Here is a 16,511-nt window from a genome sequence, read left to right as displayed (position 1 = left end):
ATACTGTTGCTTAAAAACTTCCATCTTCTAGCTTCCATCTTCCTTCAGCTATATTTTTTCGATTGAATTAATCATCAATTCTTTTGAAATTTCCTTTTCTGTCAAATTCAAGATCCAGCCCATTGGAAAGTTCTGCTTTATAAGACCATCTTTCTTTTTCTAGCTTAACAATATGGGTGTTTGGGAAGTTTTTAGCTGCGTAGTTCCTGATGGATACCGGAATAAATCCGTAAGGCAGTTTCTGGTGTTTCCCGTCTACTTCTTTCCAGTTTCCGCTGCTGTCAAATTCTACTTTCATACCGTTTGCCAGATACACCTGGTATTCATCCACGCCATAGATTTCTCTGTCTTCAATAGCCGATCCTACAGCAACTCCTTTAAAATGGGAAGCCAGGAAATTTTTAGCTGTTTTAGGCAGCTGATTGGCATTGATTGCTTTGTCCTGCGCAAATATAAATCCGCCTGCAAGTAAGAAAATTAAAACAAATGCTCCGGTGATTTTTCTAAAACTTTTCATAATGCTAAATTTTTTCTGTTTTTATTATGAAGCAAAGTTCAGAATCAATTTAGGAAAGAATTAGGAAAAACGAAAAGTGGAGAATGAATAATGAAAAATATTTGAACCATTAAGATCAGATAAGTGTTTAAGAAAATTAAGAAAGCTACTGCTTAAAAAAGCAAATGATTTTTTCTTAATTAAATTTAAAACCTTCAATCATCTTAATGGTTAAAGAAATGAATTTTACAGCTATTGAAACTGTATATTTTATAAGTATTCCTTGATCTGCAACAGATGCGTAATGGCTTTCAGTCCTTCTTCCTGCTTATTTTCTTTATAAACATCAAAGAAAATCACATCGATCCCATAATTCCGGGAACCTACAACATCTGCGATCCAGTCGTCACCAATCAGGATGCTTTCCTCTTTACCGGCTTCTGCAAGTCCGAGAGAATATTCAAAGATCTTGGGATTGGGCTTTCTCACGCCTACAGAATCTGCACTGGTAATGGTCTTGAAAAATTTATCTATCCCTGATAAAATGCATTTCCTTTCCGTCACTTCCTGGAATCCATTGGAAATAACATGCATCGTATAATGTCTGGACTTTAGATATTCCAGAATATAGGCCGCTCCTTCTACCAGCTCGTTGTGGTTAAGGATCTTATCCAGGAAATGTTCTTCAAAATATTGAGCAAGCACTTCATCATCCACTCCGAAATGCCTGAAGGTATCATAAAAACGGTGTTTTCTCAGATATTCTTTACCGATGATCCCATCCCGGATCTTTTCCCAAAGACTTTCATTGATCTCGTGATAGACAGAATGAAAGCTTTCAAAGTCGATATTATAATGTAATGTGATTTCCTGTTTTTCAAAAAGGTCTTTGATGGTAAGGTAAGCGTTCTTACGGTGATCCCAGAGCGTATTGTCCAGGTCAAAAAAAATGTGCTGAATTTTCATACAGCACAAAATTACTCATTTTAATTTTTGGAAATCGGGAAATTCTTGCTTTTGGTTTGTACCAATTCAAGACTTTTTGAGTAACTCAGTAAAAAATCAATTGTTTGTTTCTTAGGTTTCAAAGTTTTCACTTTTAAGGAATCATTTTTTTTCATAGGCGAAAGTATGTTTTCCTTTAAACGTGAATTTTCTGAAATTATTATCCTAACGTGTCAATACGATATTATTTTCGTCCATGATTTTTCTCAGGTTAATGAGTGCATATCGTACTCTTCCCAACGTGGTATTGATGCTCATATTGGTATGATCTGCAATTTCTTTGAAGCTTAAGCCATCGAAAAATCTTAATTTAATGACTTCCTGCTGGTTTTGTGGCAGAAACTGAAGCATCCTCAAGAGGTCCTCCTGGATCTGCAGCGATACAAGCTGCTCTTCAATATTTTCTGAAGGCTCCCGGATCAGATCGAAAATAGAATACTCGTCTGTTTCAAAAGTAGTTTCCGAAACTTTAACATTTTTCGCTTTCAGTCTGAAATGATCAATAATAAGGTTGTGTGCAATTCTTTTTGCCCAAAGAATAAATTTTCCTTCTTCGTTATACCGTCCTTCTTTCAACATCAGGATGACCTTCATGAATGTATCCTGAAAAACATCATTAGCCAGGTCTTCATCATTAATTTTGTAAAAAATGAATGTAAACAGTTCTCTCTGATGACGATGAATAAGGGCTGATAGGGCTTCTTCGTCTCCTTTCTGGTAAAGGGAAATTAGTAGGCTGTCCGTTTTTGATTTCATAACTCTTCTCAATAATAAAAAATTTGCAGACCAGCAATTCTCCAGATATTTTATCTGGCCCTAGCTGTAAATACAAAACAGTTTTTTAGAGTAAAGTAAAATCAATAGGCAGTACAATTATTATATGGTGTAAATATAATAATTTTTTAATAACTGTTAACCTATTATTAAATTTTTACGGGAAAATTTAAAAAAAATCACTTAAACATATCATGAATAAAGACTGTAGGAATATTTAATGTTAAATTAACATTTAAACCTTTCAGCTCTTTTCCGTTCAAACGGGCCTCTCCAATCGGGAAAGCATAGCCTCCGGCAAGGTCCAACAGGCCGAAAAGAGTAACGCCTATTTTCGGTGCGATATATTTATTGGTTCCTTCCGCCCCGATTAAAAGATAATATGAGTGGTAGAAATCCACATTTTTCTCAAAATTAAGAAGAACATCGGCCTGCAGTTTCGGCATGATCGCAAATTTAGAACCTGCGGAGCCCATCAGAGCAGACGCGCCCAGCCTGTATATCACATCATCATTCTTAAGAAAGAGCAGCTTCCCTCCCAATTCCCCAAAACTTTGATTCTGGTAGGTATATCCCACCGTGACCATTTTATGCATGGTATACTGTGCCTTTGTCACTATGCCCAGGAAAAATATAAAAAGTACGGTAACTGCTGATCTAAAATTCATCATCTCTAATTATTTAAGGTGTAAAATTAAAAAAAACTGCCTTACCCAAAGATAAAGCAGTCCTATTTATTATTTCTGAAGATAAATTAAATACCGAAAGCGGCTTTAATCTCGTCTACTTTGTCAAGTTTTTCCCAGGTAAAGAACTCAAGACCTGTAAGGGTAATTTCATTTTTCTGACCTTTATTGAATGTTTTGTCAGCTATATAATGTTCTTTCCCCATGTGCCCGTAAGAAGCCGTTTCCTGATAGATAGGGTTTCTTAATTTTAAGTTCTGTTCAATCGCGTAAGGTCTTAAATCAAAAATCGAAGACACTTTTTTAGCAATATCACCATCGTGAAGATCTACTTTTGCAGTTCCGTAAGTGTTGATGTATAAACCGCAAGGCTCAGCAACACCGATTGCATAGGAAACCTGTACCAAAACTTCGTCAGCTACTCCTGCAGCCACTAAGTTTTTAGCAATATGTCTTGTAGCGTACGCAGCACTTCTGTCTACTTTTGAAGGGTCTTTTCCAGAGAAAGCACCACCACCGTGAGCTCCTTTTCCTCCGTAGGTATCCACAATAATCTTTCTTCCTGTAAGACCTGTATCTCCGTGAGGACCTCCGATCACAAATTTCCCTGTAGGGTTGATGTGATATTTGATCTGATCGTTGAACAATGCTTTGATCTCTTCAGTCTGTTGAGCAACTACTCTTGGAACCAGGATGCTTTTGATGTCTTCACGGATCTTGTTAAGCATCTCTTCTTCAGTTCCGAAGTCATCATGCTGTGTGGAAACCACAATAGAATCAATTCTTACCGGCTTGTGATCGTCAGAATACTCAATAGTTACCTGGCTTTTTGCATCCGGACGAAGGTAAGCGATTTCGTTTCCTTCTCTTCTCAATACAGAAAGCTCTTTAAGAATAGTATGGGCAAGATCCAGAGCAAGCGGCATATAATTAGCCGTTTCGTTGGTTGCATAACCAAACATCATCCCCTGGTCACCAGCTCCCTGTGCGTTAGCTTTAGCTTCAAAAGATTCATCGTTTACCGCTCTGTCTACTCCCTGGTTGATATCCGGAGACTGTTCGTGAATCGCTGAAATTACTCCGCACGAATCTCCGTTGAACATATATTCCCCTTTAGTGTATCCAATTCCGTTAATAACATCTCTTGCAATAGTTTGAACATCAAGATATGCATCGGACTTCACTTCTCCGGCCAGCACAACCTGTCCTGTTGTTACAAGGGTTTCACATGCTACCTTAGAGCTTTTATCATATGCTAAAAAGTGATCGATTAATGCATCGGAGATCTGATCGGCAATTTTATCCGGATGTCCTTCTGAAACTGATTCAGATGTAAATAGATAAGACATATTATTCTTTGTTTTTTAGATTAAAATATATGAAGAAAAATAAGAATAAATTGCCTAGAAAGAATACTGTTTTAGCATATTTTTAGAGAGGTTGCAATCAGGTCAAATTTTTCCTCGTTTATAAACGTTCGCAAATTTAAGTACTATTTTTTTAATACTAAAGGTTTTTGCTGATTAATTATAATTTTCTTAAAATTAATGATTTATATCATTTTGCGGTCTTCTTAGTTCATTGCGGCTTGATGCTCACAAATTCCTTCGGGTTTATATGATAATTCAGTTTAAGCTCAAGAGAATTTTTGATAGACAGCGACAGCTCATCAATAATTTTCTGTTTAAAAGTCGGCTTATAGTAAATAATGCTGATTTCTCTGTAAGGAAAAGGTTTTTTGAACCTGAAAACATTCTCTTTCTGATCATCAGAAAGCTGACTCAACGCCAACTCCGGCAAAATACTGATCCCTCCTACTTTATCCACCATATGAACCAAAGTCTGAATATTGGACGCCAGGAAATCTAAATTCTTAGGCTTCAGCGTATTTTCTTTTAAATGGCAGATATTCTCGAACTGGTTTCTCAGGCAGTTTCCTTCTTCCAGAAGCCAAACTTTTTCTACATTCAGCTCTTCAGGTATGATATAAGAGTTCTTTTTATTCGCTTCCGTATTGGAGCTATAGATCATCAGCTCTTCATTGAAAAGGAAATCCTGATAAAATTCATCGGCAGAATCATAAGGCGTGGAAATAATTCCGGCATCCAGCTCACCTGCTTTTAAAGCTTTGACAATATTATCAGTGGTCATTTCTTTTACATTCATCTGGATTTTCGGGTTATCTTCCAAAAATTTAAAGATCTCTGTCGGCAAAATGAAGGAAGAAACAGTAGGAATAATTCCTAAATTGATCGTTCCGCCCAAAATATTATTCAAAAGATTGGCTTTATTTTTCAGCTCATTGACAGATTCTATAATTACCTTAGCCTGATCAATGATCTGGAGCCCTACATCTGTAGTACGAATGGGGTGTGTTGTTCTGTCGAATACCTTCACATCCAGTTCATCCTCAAATTTTTGTATCATCGCACTTAGTGTAGGCTGTGTAATAAAGCATGCCTGGGCTGCCTTACCAAAATGTTTGTACTTATCTACAGCGATAAGATACTCCAGTTGCTGAATGTTCATCTGATTAATATTATCTATGACAAAGATAAAATGTTTTTGCCATTTGTAATCAAAAATTCAAGTAAATTTGATATTTAATACGTCTGCATAAGACAGTTTACAAGGGAAATCAACCATACAAATCATAACTATATGGATTCTAAAAAATTAACGCTAAGCAATGGCGCACCTTATTTTGAACATCAGGACTCACAGACCGTAGGTCCCAGAGGGCCTGTCCTGCTGCAGGATTTCATTCTTCAGGAAAACCTTGCACACTTTGTAAGGGAAAGAATCCCTGAGAGAATTGTGCATGCTAAAGGAACCGGAGCCTACGGAACATTTACTGTAACACACGACATCAGTCAGTATACAAAAGCTAAATTATTTTCAAAAATCGGCAACTCATGCAGAATGTTTGCCCGATTTTCTACCGTAGGGGGTGAAAAAGGGAGTGCAGATACAGCAAGGGACCCGAGAGGTTTTGCTTTAAAATTTTATACGGAAGACGGAAACTGGGATCTGGTAGGAAATAATACACCGGTATTCTTTATTAAGGATGCCAAAAAATTCCCGGATTTTATCCATACCCAGAAAAGAGTTCCTAAAACCAATTTAAAGAGTGCCACAATGATGTGGGATTTCTGGAGTCATAATCCTGAATCGCTTCACCAGGTTCTTATTTTAATGTCAGACAGGGGAACACCTTATGGCTACAGACATATGCATGGGTTCGGATCCCATACTTTTTCGATGATCAATGCTCAAAATGAAAGAGTCTGGGTAAAATTCCATTTTATAACAAAGCAGGGAATCAAAAACTTCACTGATGCAGAGGCCGTAAAGATGGCTGGAGAAAACCCTGATTTTGCACAGGAGGATCTTTGCAACGCCATTGAGAACGGAGACTTTCCGAAGTGGACCATGTATATCCAGGTGATGACGGAAGAGCAGGCAAAAGATTTCAGATGGAACCCTTTTGATATTACCAAAGTATGGTTCCACGATGATTTCCCAATGATTGAAGTAGGTGAAATGGAACTGAATGAAGTTCCGGTTAATTATTTTGCTCATGTGGAACAGTCGGCGTTTTCACCGAGCAGCCTTATTAACGGAATCAGTTTTTCTCCAGACAAAATGCTTCAGGGAAGGCTATTCTCTTATCCTGATGCCCACAGATACAGGGTTGGAGTAAATGCCCACCAGCTGGAAGTAAACCGATGCCCTTTTGCAGGCAACAACTATCAGAGAGACGGTTTTATGGCAGATTCCAGTCAATATCAGGACAAACCCAATTATTTCCCGAACAGCTTTGATGAGATTAAACCGGATCCGGCCTATAAGAATTATGAATACGAGCTGGACAGCGCCCATGTTGCCAATTATAACAGGAATGAAAATGATGATGATCATTACACTCAACCCGGATTATTGTATACAAAAGCTATGACTGCTGAAGATAGAGAGCACCTAATCAGCAACATCGTAGGAAGTATGAGAGGAATTACCGGACCGAAAAAAGATGAGATCATCAACCGTCAATTATGTCACTTTTTCAGGACTAATATAGAACTTGGCATGAAAGTGGCATCTCAGCTAAATATCAATATTGATGCGAATATGATGAATCACTCGAAATAGTATTTTGAAGGATTCATCAAGTAAAAGGAAAAAAAACTAATATTTTTTCCTTTTTTTTGTAAAAAATTCATAATTTGCAAAAAATAATATTTTATAGTGGAAAAATGAGTTACGAAAATATATTATTAGAAAAGGAAGACAGATTAGCTGTTGTCACCATAAACAGACCTCAAAGCTTAAATGCTTTAAACGCAAAAACGATTCAAGAGATAAGCTCAGCAATGGATGAACTTAACGCTGACCAGTCCTGTAGGGTAATCATCATCACAGGAAGCGGTGAAAAGTCATTTGTAGCGGGAGCCGATATAAAAGAATTCAGTGATTTTGGACAGGAAAAAGCCGAAGAACTGGCCAGAAACGGGCATAATACCCTGTTCAACAAAATTGAAAATACGTCTAAACCTGTTATTGCAGCCGTGAACGGTTTCGCATTAGGAGGAGGTTTAGAGCTAGCTATGGCGTGCCACATCAGATATGCATCAGAGAATGCAAGACTGGGGCTTCCGGAAGTAACTCTCGGATTAATTCCGGGGTACGGAGGAACTCAAAGACTTCCTAAACTGGTAGGAAAAGGTATCGCCAACGAAATGATCTTCTCTGCTAAAATGATTCCGGCTCAAAAAGCCAAGGAAATCGGATTGGTGAATGAAGTATACCCTATTGAAGAATTATTAACCAAAACAAAAGAGTTAGCGAGTATTATAGCCAATAATTCACCAATGGCTATATCAAAGGCCATCCAAGCCGTTAACTTGTCTGATACGGATAAAGGTTTTGAATCTGAAATCAAGTATTTCGGGGAACTTTTTGAAATGAACGACAAGAAAGAAGGGGTTACTGCTTTTTTAGAGAAAAGAAAGCCTAACTTCTAAGATTTTTAATCCAAATTATTTCGAAAAAACTAATGCTGCGGTATGAATAAGTTTGATAAAGCTTATCTAAAAATGGCCCAGGAGTGGGCAAAACTATCCTACTGTAAGAGAAAACAGGTAGGAGCTCTTATCGTAAAAGATAGGATGATTATTTCAGACGGTTACAACGGAACTCCTTCGGGATTTGAAAACTGCTGTGAAGATGGAGAGGGAAAAACACACTGGTATGTACTTCATGCGGAAGCCAATGCTATCTTAAAGCTGGCCGCTTCCACTCAGTCTGCAAAAGGTGCAACGTTATATCTAACGCTTTCGCCATGCAAAGAATGCAGTAAGCTGATTCTGCAGGCTGGAATTACAAGACTTGTGTATATTAATGAGTATTCAGACGACGATGGGATTGCATTCCTGAGGAACCATAACATTGAAATAGAACAAATATCGGACTGTGAACTAAAAAAATAAGCACAAATGACCTGGGATGAAAAGATCAAAGATTTTGAAATATTTCTTCGTTTCGAAAGAAATTTTTCAGAAAACACTCTCGATGCCTATATTCGAGACATCAAAAAATTAAAAGATTATGCCGAAGTGGATCTGGAAAACGTCGGTCCAGACTCTATCGGTTACGAAAACTTACAGGAATATATCTTCAATCTTTCCAAACAGAAGTTCAGCGAAAGATCACAAGCAAGATGGATTTCTTCTATAAAAGCTTTCTTCAAGTTTCTGCTTGAGGACGAGTGCAGAGAAGACAATCCCGCATCACTGCTTGAAGGTCCAAAACTGGGATTGTATCTTCCTGACACCTTAAGCCTGCCTGATATCAATAAGATTATTGCAGCCATTGAGTCCAATTCTGATCTCGGAAAGAGAAATCATTGTATCATTGAAGTTCTTTACGGATGCGGATTACGTGTCTCGGAACTTATTGACCTTAAAATTTCGAACATCAATTTTAAAGAACAGTACATTAAAGTAAACGGAAAGGGTAACAAAACACGTTTTGTTCCTTTGGCGGATTATACTGCTGAACTTTTGGAAACTTACATTAAAGAAGTACGTTCGAAAAGTAAGATCAATAAAAAATATGAGGATACGCTGTTTCTTAACAGCCGTGGAACATCTATGTCCAGAGTAATCGTATTTCTGATCATTAAAGAACTTACAGACAAAGCCGGAGTAAGCAAAAAAATATCTCCACATACTTTCAGACATTCTTTTGCGACACACCTTTTACAGAATGGGGCAGACCTTCGTTATATTCAGGAAATGCTGGGACACTCCAGTATTACCACTACGGAGATCTATACTCATCTGAAAACAGAAGAGCTTCGTGATGTGATTTTAACTTATCACCCGAGAAATATTAATATTGCTCAATAAACGAAGTTCCATCTGACTTTTGAAAAAATATTGTTAACAGATGAAATTATTGAAATACTGCCCAAGCTGTGGCAAAGAAACCCTGCATTGGGACGGCGAAAAGAAATGGAGCTGTCCCGAATGCGGTTTTACCCTCTACAATAACGTTGCCGGTGCGGTAGCTGTTGTTATCCGATGTGGTGATGAAATCTACCTTACCAGAAGAAACAGGGACCCTAAAAAAGGAAAACTCGATCTGGCCGGAGGTTTCGTGGATCCAAAGGAAAGCGCAGAAGAAACGTGCAAAAGAGAACTTTTTGAAGAGCTTCAGCTTGATGTGGATATTTCAATCCTTAAATATCTTACCAGTCTTCCGAATATCTATCAGTATAAAGAAATTGATTACAATACAATCGATCTTTTTTACGAGTACCGTGTTCAGGAAAAATTTGAAGTAAGTCTTGAGCTTTCTGAAATATCAGAAGCGATATGGATTCCTTTGAATGCTCTGAACCTTGATGATATTGCTTTTGAGTCTCAGCAGAGATTTTTTAAGGAATACCTGAAAACTAACCGGTAAGTTATTATAAAAAGAAATTTACTCCCGCAGATTACAATGTGTGGGAGTTATTTTATTGGATATCAGTAAGATTTTGATTTCAGCATGTTTTCAAAATACTGAACCAGTAATGTTCTCTCAGCATCTGTAAGATTAGCTTCTTTGTGATAGACAATATAGCCCGGCATAGGCATCGCTTTGCTTTGAATCGTCTGAACGGATTTGCTCAGCATGCTTTCCTTCAGTTCCTTGTTATATGTACCCCAAACAGAAAAATTGAGATGCTCCCGGCCTTCATTAACATGGCTTTTTACAGACCATGAAATAGGTGCCACATAAGCATATTTGGGATATACCGTTTCATTGGAGTGACAATCGTAGCAGGCTCCTTTTATCAGACTTCTAATCTTTTCCGGAGTCTTTTTAGTATCGACGAAGTTCACCGCTTTATTGACCGGCTTATTTACTTTATCGATGGAAATAAACTGCATCAATGCAAAAATTACCAGCGTCCAGAATAACACTTTCTTTAATGTATTCATAGCTTTATTTTACCGGTGTCAAAACTGCATTTCCGGATTCGGATTTCATTTCTTTATTCAATTCCTTCTGTACGGTGTCTTTCGGTGTTTCCGCAGGAACATCTGCAGGCTTAGTGGTATTTCCTTTAGGATTATCCAGCGTTCTGGTATCTTTCAGGTCCCAGTCTTCCTTGGTTTCCCATAATGGCCGTACAATAGCTTTTTTGTAGAAGACATAGGAATCTTCGGCAAAAGTTTCATTTTCAAAATCTGCTTCGTCCCAGAACTTATTTCCGTTATTATCAACCAATATCCTTACAATATATTCATTAGGTTTCAGTATATCAAATTTCACACTGTTTCCTTTGGTATATCTTGAATAAATAACTTTGTCCGAAGCATCCAAAAGCTGAATCCAATAGCTGGCTTCCGGTGCATTCTGAATGTTAAATGCAAGACTTCCGAATTGATCTACCTTTTCTACTTCAAAGTCAAAACGTTTGGACTGTACATTTTTAGTGTAATAGGACGATACTGTTTCTTTTGGAATTGTAAGCTGATATTTTTTGCCGTTCACAAAATCTGAGTGAATCTGAATCTGGTAAGGATCTGTTTCAGAGATTTTTGCAGTAAATTCCTGATTTGTTAAGCTGTCACTTTTCAGAGTCCATTTTTCAGGACTGATTTTATCGATGATATAGCCGGATCTTATATTAAAGTCAGAATTCGGAGCCAGTAAAGGTCCTCCGTTGTCGTTTTCGAGATCCATCGCATTTTTCTTGTTGTATTTATAGAATACGGAAACAGTATCCTGCTTGCTGCCGGTATCATAGCTGAATTTAAGATTTTCAGTAACCGTCTGCCCTACATCACTTTTTACAGCATCAAACCAGATCTTTACGGTATCTGATTTCGGACGATGGGTAACTTTAATATCCTGAAGCTTTTCATTTACAGAAGCTACTTTCACATTCTCCGGATTTCCTTCAAAAGTCATGATAACCCCTCCCGGACTTTCTTTCATTTCAAGATATTTCAAAGGCTTTTTGGAAGGATATATTTTCAAATTTAATCCTGAAACAGATTTTTCAACATTTACAGCTTCTTTCTGAAATCCTATTTTTTCTTTTCCCGGATCGTAAATAGAATTGCTGTTTTCATCCTCAAAAGCGATGATCTTATATTTTCCCGGGGTAAGATAGTTAAGCTCATAATACCCGTCTTCATCCACTTTGGTGATGTAGTAGGGTTTCTGTCTGTAATTCATGGTATCTTTCACCTGATAAAGCCCTACAACAAGCTTATTTTCGCCTTCTTTCTTTTTAAGTGCTACCGCATCCGAAATTTCACCACTGATATAAAGATCATCCAACTTATCTCCCGTGGAAAAAGCAAAATTGAAATAACGAAGAATATTAGCCTCATTATTATCAGCAATTGAGTTTCCAAAGTTGAAGTTATAAGTCGTATTGGCCTGAAGAGTATCTTCCCACTGGATCATCACGAACTTATTGGCAATATTGGAAGGAAGAATCCGCTTTATATTTTTGATAGGCGGAGAAATGATCAGGTTTTTGTTGATATCTTTTAAGGTTATATATTCGTCGAAATCCAGCCTGAGCTCATGGATGTCTCTTTTTACATTAACTCTTGTAGTGTCGATATTTGAGCTTAAAAATTTTGGAGCCAGGGTATCCTTCGGACCTCCCACGGGAGAACCTACTCTTGCACATGAGTGTACAAGAAAACAGATAACGAATAATAGAAGAAGTCTTTTCATATATGTTTAAGCAAAATTAAACATTATTCTCCAAAAACTTCATGTCCGGCATTCAAAGTATCTTTATTGTCGTTCATTACACTGTGCAGCTTATCTTTCTGAGCTGGAAAATCCTCAAATAATCCCGATAAAGCCAATGCTGTATATACTTTCCCTGAATATTTGTTCCCAATAGCTACGATCGTCACTTTTGACTTCAGCAGATGGGCAAATACGGAATTGGTTCCATGCCACCATCCGTTATGATAGGTAAGTTTCTCGCCGTTATCGAAAATCTTCATCCTGAACCCGAGACCGTAATTATTCATTCCTGCTTTCTCGTTGCTGTAAGGTGTGAAAACCATCTGCATCAGATCAGGCTTTAAGAAATCTTTTGAAAACATGGCTTTTGAGAAGTTATAAAGATCTCTTGGTGTTGTATACACATTTTTATCACCATAAATAAGATCAAGCCTGTCTAACGGATACAGCCTGTTTCCGCCATAATAAAATGACTGTGCGGCTGTAGGAATATCTTTTTCCTGGAAAATATAAGTATGTTCCATTTTCAACGGCTGAAAAACCATTTCTTTCATAGCCTGCGGAAAAGGAGTTTTGGTGATCTTCTCGATCAGTAAAGCCAACATCGCAAAATTGGTATTGCAGTACATAAAACCTGTGTCCGTATCTCTTGCCAGTTCAGGTTTATATTTGATGATCATATTCAGAATATCCTGGTTGGTAATAAAAGCCTTTGAAAGCTCTGCTGGGGCCGGCTGTATTTTGGCGATAAAATATTCGTATTTCGGAAGACCGCTTCTCTGATCCAGCAAGGTCTGTACAGTGACATTCGGATATGGAAACCCTGGAAAATATTGAGTAAGATGATCGGTAAGTTTAATTTTCCCCGCTTCTACCAATTTCAGCATGGCCATCGCAGTCAAAGTCTTTGAAACAGAAGCTACGTGCAGCGGCGTATTTTTATCGATTGGCATCTGATTTCCTTCTCTGCCGAAACCCCTGTAGTTTTCGTATAGAATTTCGTCTCCTTTTGCGACGAGTATCCCTCCGCTCAAGTCTCCACCTTCCCAGATCTTTTTGTAATACTGGTCGATGTATCCTGTGAGTATCCCCTTATCTCCAAGCTGGCTGTCTTCTTTGGTAAAGACATTACCCAGATCTACATTTCCGTAGTTTGGAAGATTGGTCGTGTTTTCAGCTGAAGTCTGCTTAGATTCAGAATTTTTTTTACAGGAAATAAAGGTTAAAAAAACAGCTACAATAAGTAAAAAATTACGCTTCGTCATGAGTATCAAAAAATGAGCAGCAATTTAATAAAACTCAAAATAAATTCTCAGTCCGGAACATACATTATGAATTATTTAACATAAAAGGCGAAACTTGCGAAAGGGGTAAAGCCGAAAGCAATAAGTAAATTTTGTTTTTTTACAGTACATTTCCTAACAATAGGAAGCGATGATCTTATCCACGATCACCTGTGCCAGCTTTTCTTTACTTTGATGAGTCCATCCGGCGATATGAGGTGTTACAATTGTTTTTTCAGACTCCAGGAGATATTTAAGATTTTCATTTTCTGTTTCCAGATTTTCAAAGGATGCTTTTTCATATTCAAGGACATCAAGGCAGGCTCCTTTTACTTTCCCTGATTTCAAAGCATCAACTAAATATTTAGTTTCTACATTTTTCCCCCTTGCTGTATTGATGAAATAGAAGTTTTTTTTCATTTCCGAAATAAACTTTTCATCAATAAGATAGTGGGTTTCAGAAGTCAGAGGAATGTGCAGGCTTAGGATATCTGCAGACTGTTTCAGTTCTTCTAAGCTTACCTGTGAAGCAAATTCATCGGAAAGCCCGGGAAGAATATCATGAAAAATAACTTTACACCCGAATCCTGAGAATCTTTTTGCGGTAGCTTTTCCCATGTTTCCGTATCCTATAAGACCTACAGTTTTTCCGAGAAGTTCATCTCCCCTGTTTTCCTCACGAAGCCAGATTCCGTTTTTCACTTCCTGTGAAGCAATAAAAAGATGGTTCATCAAAATCAACAGCATTCCTACAACATGCTCTGCTACAGAATCTCTGTTGCCTTCCGGAGAATTAATCAACTGAATTCCCAGTTTCTCTGCAACAGGAATATCTATATTTTCCATTCCGGCTCCTACCCTGGCAATAAATTTCAGGTTTTTCCCCTTTTCCAAAAAGTTTTTGTCCAGAGGAATTCTGCTCCTGATGATAATACCGTCATAGTTTTCAATTTTATGACAAACTTCATCGTAGGAGGAGGTAAAGTCCTCTTCAAGCACAAAATTTCTTGCTAAAAGCTGTTCTGTGATAAGAGGATGGTTTTTATCTAAAAGGAGAATTTTCATTTTTTAAACACGAATAATTTAAACACTAATGACACTAATTATTTCACAAATGACACAAATGTGAATTTCATAGCGTACCATTGATTACTCTTTTTACCCCATTTTTAAATTGAAGGGTATTAAAATTGATCAGCATTCCAAGCTTACAGTTGCTTAAACGGAGATAAGTCAGAATTTGAGCCAGATGTACGTCATTCAGGGACTCTACCGACTTAATTTCTAAGACAAATTTACTTTCGATCAGGAAATCCAGCCTGTAGCCTACATCCAACTTTACTTCATCATAAACCAAAGGCATTGGCTTTTGCTTTTCTACCAAAAGTTCATGCTTATTAAGTTCATAGAACATACATTCTTCATAAGCACTTTCCAAAAGTCCTGGACCTAAGGTTTTATGAACACGATATCCTGCTTCATACACCATTCTTGATATATCGTTTTCTGAAATATCTGATGCTATCATTTTTTTCCATTTACTCTGCACAATTCATTTGTGAAAATCTGTGCAGATATTTGTGTTATTTGTGTTTAAGTCTTATAAAGGCAGAATTTACTTCTTATCCTTCTTTGATTCTTTTACTTCCTCCGGTTCCTGGAACAATTTCTTAAGTTCAACAGATTCCAGCGGTTTCATTCTTCCGGAAAGGATTAGTGACAGCTCTTTTCTTCTGAAAGCAGCAGCATGTCTCAGCTTTTCCACTTCTGTTTCGGGAATCATATCCGGGATAGGAATAGGACGGTTGAATTCATCTACTGCAACGAAAGTATAAATTCCTTCATTGGTATGCACTTTCTTCTGATTGATCGGATCATCCAACCAAACATCCACATATACCTCCATTGAAGTGGAAAAAGCTCTTGAAACTTTAGATTCCAGAACCACGACCCCACCTTCAGGGATAGGATGATTGAAAGAAACGTGATTTACGGATGCCGTTACCACTCTTCTTTCACAATGCCGGGCTGCAGAAATAGAAGCACAACGGTCCATTTTTGCAAGAAGCTCCCCTCCGAAAAGGTTTCTTAAAGAGTTGGTTTCGTTCGGAAGAACAATATTGGTCATGATCGTCAGAGATTCTGACGCTTTTTTTACTTTTGCCATTGAGTCTTAGTGTTGTTTTGAACTGCCGGCGCTAGTTTTATACCTTTTCCGGCTGGTTTTGCTAATGAATCTTTTTTCAGGGAATCTGAAACAGCTGCTTCCGGACCTTGTGCCGTTACTTTTACGGTGTCTTTTACAATTCTGTGTGTAGAAGTCTGGAGAGAAACTTTATCAAAAGATTTTTTTCCGAAAAGAAGCTCTCTTTGGGCGAATGCCAGATACAGAATTGCTAAAACAGGGATTACAAGCAGAAAAATCCAAAGGATAGATTTTTTAAATGCATAATCTTTCTCTCTGTTTTCTTGAGTACTTATTTTTTCACCGTTATTGATATCCGAAAGCCTGATTTCTTCAAGCCCGTAAAAGTCCGGATGTCCCGATTCTATTCTTTTGCCCTTGAAACGGGTTTTATCATCTTCAATATGGATAACTCCGAGATTCTGAATTTCCAGAAACTGATCTGCCTGAAGTTTTTTCTTCCAGAAGTCAGTCTGAATTTTCAGGTCACTTCTCGAAGCTTCTAAAGACATCTGTTTTTCTCCGGCTATAAAGGCAGCCAGCTCGTCAGACTGTATTTCATAGTCCACCGCAAAAACGATCTCGCTTGCAGGCGGAAGAATGCTTCCGTTCTCAGAATTAATAATTGCCTTGGAGTTTTTAAGCGAAAACGTACCGAATCCCGGAACCATCACAGTCCCAAATTGTTTCAGATATTCTAAAATGTAAGCTGAAATATTCATTTGACAGCAAATTTATAATTTTTTCGTGACTTTCTGAAGAGATTTATAGGATATAAAAAAAGACTGCCGAAACAATCTTTTGATAAATATGTA

Annotated in this window: 18 protein-coding genes; 5 read left to right on the top strand and 13 right to left on the bottom strand. The window is 37.6% G+C overall.

Translation table 11 applies throughout. The annotated features are described in order from the left end of the window. Window positions 1-67: 67 nt before the first annotated feature. The 6 genes from AC4IFE_RS06945 to AC4IFE_RS06920 all read right to left on the bottom strand — a co-directional run bounded on the left by AC4IFE_RS06945 (window position 68) and on the right by AC4IFE_RS06920 (window position 5,490). Window positions 68-517 (bottom strand): PepSY-like domain-containing protein, encoded by a 450-nt coding sequence (locus tag AC4IFE_RS06945; RefSeq protein WP_490755855.1) that lies wholly within the window; start codon window positions 515-517, stop codon window positions 68-70. A 249-nt stretch (window positions 518-766) separates the two neighbouring features. Then, window positions 767-1,462, bottom strand: coding sequence for a YjjG family noncanonical pyrimidine nucleotidase (locus AC4IFE_RS06940; protein ID WP_490755854.1), 696 nt, complete (start codon window positions 1,460-1,462; stop codon window positions 767-769). A 204-nt stretch (window positions 1,463-1,666) separates the two neighbouring features. Further along, window positions 1,667-2,257, bottom strand: a complete 591-nt coding sequence (locus tag AC4IFE_RS06935) for an RNA polymerase sigma factor (protein WP_490755853.1) — start codon at window positions 2,255-2,257, stop codon at window positions 1,667-1,669. Window positions 2,258-2,454: 197 nt separating this feature from the next. Continuing rightward, window positions 2,455-2,946 carry a hypothetical protein gene (locus AC4IFE_RS06930; RefSeq protein ID WP_490755851.1) on the bottom strand — a complete coding sequence of 164 codons (492 nt, stop codon included), beginning with the start codon at window positions 2,944-2,946 and terminating at the stop codon, window positions 2,455-2,457. A gap of 83 nt (window positions 2,947-3,029) precedes the next feature. Continuing rightward, window positions 3,030-4,310: a methionine adenosyltransferase gene (metK, locus tag AC4IFE_RS06925; protein WP_490755849.1), complete on the bottom strand. Its 1,281-nt coding sequence runs from the start codon at window positions 4,308-4,310 to the stop codon at window positions 3,030-3,032. A gap of 229 nt (window positions 4,311-4,539) precedes the next feature. Beyond that, window positions 4,540-5,490, bottom strand: a complete 951-nt coding sequence (locus tag AC4IFE_RS06920; RefSeq protein ID WP_490755847.1) for a LysR substrate-binding domain-containing protein — start codon at window positions 5,488-5,490, stop codon at window positions 4,540-4,542. A 132-nt stretch (window positions 5,491-5,622) separates the two neighbouring features. Between AC4IFE_RS06920 and AC4IFE_RS06915 the strand changes: the two genes are divergently transcribed. From AC4IFE_RS06915 to AC4IFE_RS06895, 5 genes are all read left to right on the top strand, one after another. Then, window positions 5,623-7,110 carry a catalase gene (locus AC4IFE_RS06915; RefSeq protein ID WP_490755846.1) on the top strand — a complete coding sequence of 496 codons (1,488 nt, stop codon included), beginning with the start codon at window positions 5,623-5,625 and terminating at the stop codon, window positions 7,108-7,110. Between the two features lie 104 nt (window positions 7,111-7,214). Next, a complete protein-coding gene (locus AC4IFE_RS06910; protein WP_490755845.1) occupies window positions 7,215-7,982 on the top strand; it encodes an enoyl-CoA hydratase-related protein in 768 nt (255 codons plus the stop codon). Window positions 7,983-8,024: 42 nt separating this feature from the next. After that, entirely contained in the window at window positions 8,025-8,447 is a 423-nt protein-coding gene (locus AC4IFE_RS06905; RefSeq protein ID WP_111958590.1) for a deoxycytidylate deaminase, read from the top strand. 6 nt (window positions 8,448-8,453) lie between these two features. After that, window positions 8,454-9,368 (top strand): site-specific tyrosine recombinase XerD, encoded by a 915-nt coding sequence (xerD, locus tag AC4IFE_RS06900; RefSeq protein WP_490755843.1) that lies wholly within the window; start codon window positions 8,454-8,456, stop codon window positions 9,366-9,368. Between the two features lie 40 nt (window positions 9,369-9,408). Further along, window positions 9,409-9,927, top strand: a complete 519-nt coding sequence (locus tag AC4IFE_RS06895) for an NUDIX hydrolase (RefSeq protein ID WP_490755842.1) — start codon at window positions 9,409-9,411, stop codon at window positions 9,925-9,927. A gap of 62 nt (window positions 9,928-9,989) precedes the next feature. Here the strand turns inward: AC4IFE_RS06895 and AC4IFE_RS06890 are convergent, their stop codons facing one another. From AC4IFE_RS06890 to AC4IFE_RS06860, 7 genes are all read right to left on the bottom strand, one after another. Next, window positions 9,990-10,448, bottom strand: coding sequence for a heme-binding domain-containing protein (locus AC4IFE_RS06890; protein ID WP_490755841.1), 459 nt, complete (start codon window positions 10,446-10,448; stop codon window positions 9,990-9,992). Between the two features lie 4 nt (window positions 10,449-10,452). Then, entirely contained in the window at window positions 10,453-12,207 is a 1,755-nt protein-coding gene (locus AC4IFE_RS06885) for an Ig-like domain-containing domain (RefSeq protein ID WP_490755840.1), read from the bottom strand. Window positions 12,208-12,230: 23 nt separating this feature from the next. Next, entirely contained in the window at window positions 12,231-13,493 is a 1,263-nt protein-coding gene (locus tag AC4IFE_RS06880; RefSeq protein WP_490755839.1) for a serine hydrolase domain-containing protein, read from the bottom strand. A gap of 153 nt (window positions 13,494-13,646) precedes the next feature. Then, window positions 13,647-14,576 (bottom strand): 2-hydroxyacid dehydrogenase, encoded by a 930-nt coding sequence (locus AC4IFE_RS06875; protein WP_490755838.1) that lies wholly within the window; start codon window positions 14,574-14,576, stop codon window positions 13,647-13,649. Between the two features lie 67 nt (window positions 14,577-14,643). After that, window positions 14,644-15,039 carry a GxxExxY protein gene (locus tag AC4IFE_RS06870; RefSeq protein WP_276727504.1) on the bottom strand — a complete coding sequence of 132 codons (396 nt, stop codon included), beginning with the start codon at window positions 15,037-15,039 and terminating at the stop codon, window positions 14,644-14,646. Between the two features lie 87 nt (window positions 15,040-15,126). Beyond that, window positions 15,127-15,678, bottom strand: coding sequence for an acyl-CoA thioesterase (locus AC4IFE_RS06865; RefSeq protein WP_490755837.1), 552 nt, complete (start codon window positions 15,676-15,678; stop codon window positions 15,127-15,129). Continuing rightward, window positions 15,666-16,418: an HU domain-containing protein gene (locus AC4IFE_RS06860; RefSeq protein WP_490755836.1), complete on the bottom strand. Its 753-nt coding sequence runs from the start codon at window positions 16,416-16,418 to the stop codon at window positions 15,666-15,668. The genes AC4IFE_RS06865 and AC4IFE_RS06860 overlap by 13 nt, the downstream gene beginning before the upstream one ends. Window positions 16,419-16,511 lie beyond the last annotated feature (93 nt).

The organism is Chryseobacterium sp. UF-81, assembly GCF_058245105.1.
The sequence above is the reverse complement of the archived record's forward strand: the minus strand, read 5'-3'. Positions and strand labels throughout refer to the sequence as shown.

What these genes read in the sequence shown, in the direction of transcription:
- AC4IFE_RS06885 (WP_490755840.1), bottom strand. Translation starts at nt 12,207, where the DNA reads ATGAAAAGACTTCTTCTATTATTCGTTATCTGTTTTCTTGTACACTCA.
- AC4IFE_RS06875 (WP_490755838.1), bottom strand. Translation starts at nt 14,576, where the DNA reads ATGAAAATTCTCCTTTTAGATAAAAACCATCCTCTTATCACAGAACAG.
- AC4IFE_RS06880 (WP_490755839.1), bottom strand. Translation starts at nt 13,493, where the DNA reads ATGACGAAGCGTAATTTTTTACTTATTGTAGCTGTTTTTTTAACCTTT.
- xerD (WP_490755843.1), top strand. Translation starts at nt 8,454, where the DNA reads ATGACCTGGGATGAAAAGATCAAAGATTTTGAAATATTTCTTCGTTTC.
- AC4IFE_RS06870 (WP_276727504.1), bottom strand. Translation starts at nt 15,039, where the DNA reads ATGATAGCATCAGATATTTCAGAAAACGATATATCAAGAATGGTGTAT.
- metK (WP_490755849.1), bottom strand. Translation starts at nt 4,310, where the DNA reads ATGTCTTATCTATTTACATCTGAATCAGTTTCAGAAGGACATCCGGAT.
- AC4IFE_RS06935 (WP_490755853.1), bottom strand. Translation starts at nt 2,257, where the DNA reads ATGAAATCAAAAACGGACAGCCTACTAATTTCCCTTTACCAGAAAGGA.
- AC4IFE_RS06940 (WP_490755854.1), bottom strand. Translation starts at nt 1,462, where the DNA reads ATGAAAATTCAGCACATTTTTTTTGACCTGGACAATACGCTCTGGGAT.
- AC4IFE_RS06920 (WP_490755847.1), bottom strand. Translation starts at nt 5,490, where the DNA reads ATGAACATTCAGCAACTGGAGTATCTTATCGCTGTAGATAAGTACAAA.
- AC4IFE_RS06945 (WP_490755855.1), bottom strand. Translation starts at nt 517, where the DNA reads ATGAAAAGTTTTAGAAAAATCACCGGAGCATTTGTTTTAATTTTCTTA.
- AC4IFE_RS06860 (WP_490755836.1), bottom strand. Translation starts at nt 16,418, where the DNA reads ATGAATATTTCAGCTTACATTTTAGAATATCTGAAACAATTTGGGACT.
- AC4IFE_RS06890 (WP_490755841.1), bottom strand. Translation starts at nt 10,448, where the DNA reads ATGAATACATTAAAGAAAGTGTTATTCTGGACGCTGGTAATTTTTGCA.
- AC4IFE_RS06915 (WP_490755846.1), top strand. Translation starts at nt 5,623, where the DNA reads ATGGATTCTAAAAAATTAACGCTAAGCAATGGCGCACCTTATTTTGAA.
- AC4IFE_RS06930 (WP_490755851.1), bottom strand. Translation starts at nt 2,946, where the DNA reads ATGATGAATTTTAGATCAGCAGTTACCGTACTTTTTATATTTTTCCTG.
- AC4IFE_RS06905 (WP_111958590.1), top strand. Translation starts at nt 8,025, where the DNA reads ATGAATAAGTTTGATAAAGCTTATCTAAAAATGGCCCAGGAGTGGGCA.
- AC4IFE_RS06895 (WP_490755842.1), top strand. Translation starts at nt 9,409, where the DNA reads ATGAAATTATTGAAATACTGCCCAAGCTGTGGCAAAGAAACCCTGCAT.
- AC4IFE_RS06910 (WP_490755845.1), top strand. Translation starts at nt 7,215, where the DNA reads ATGAGTTACGAAAATATATTATTAGAAAAGGAAGACAGATTAGCTGTT.
- AC4IFE_RS06865 (WP_490755837.1), bottom strand. Translation starts at nt 15,678, where the DNA reads ATGGCAAAAGTAAAAAAAGCGTCAGAATCTCTGACGATCATGACCAAT.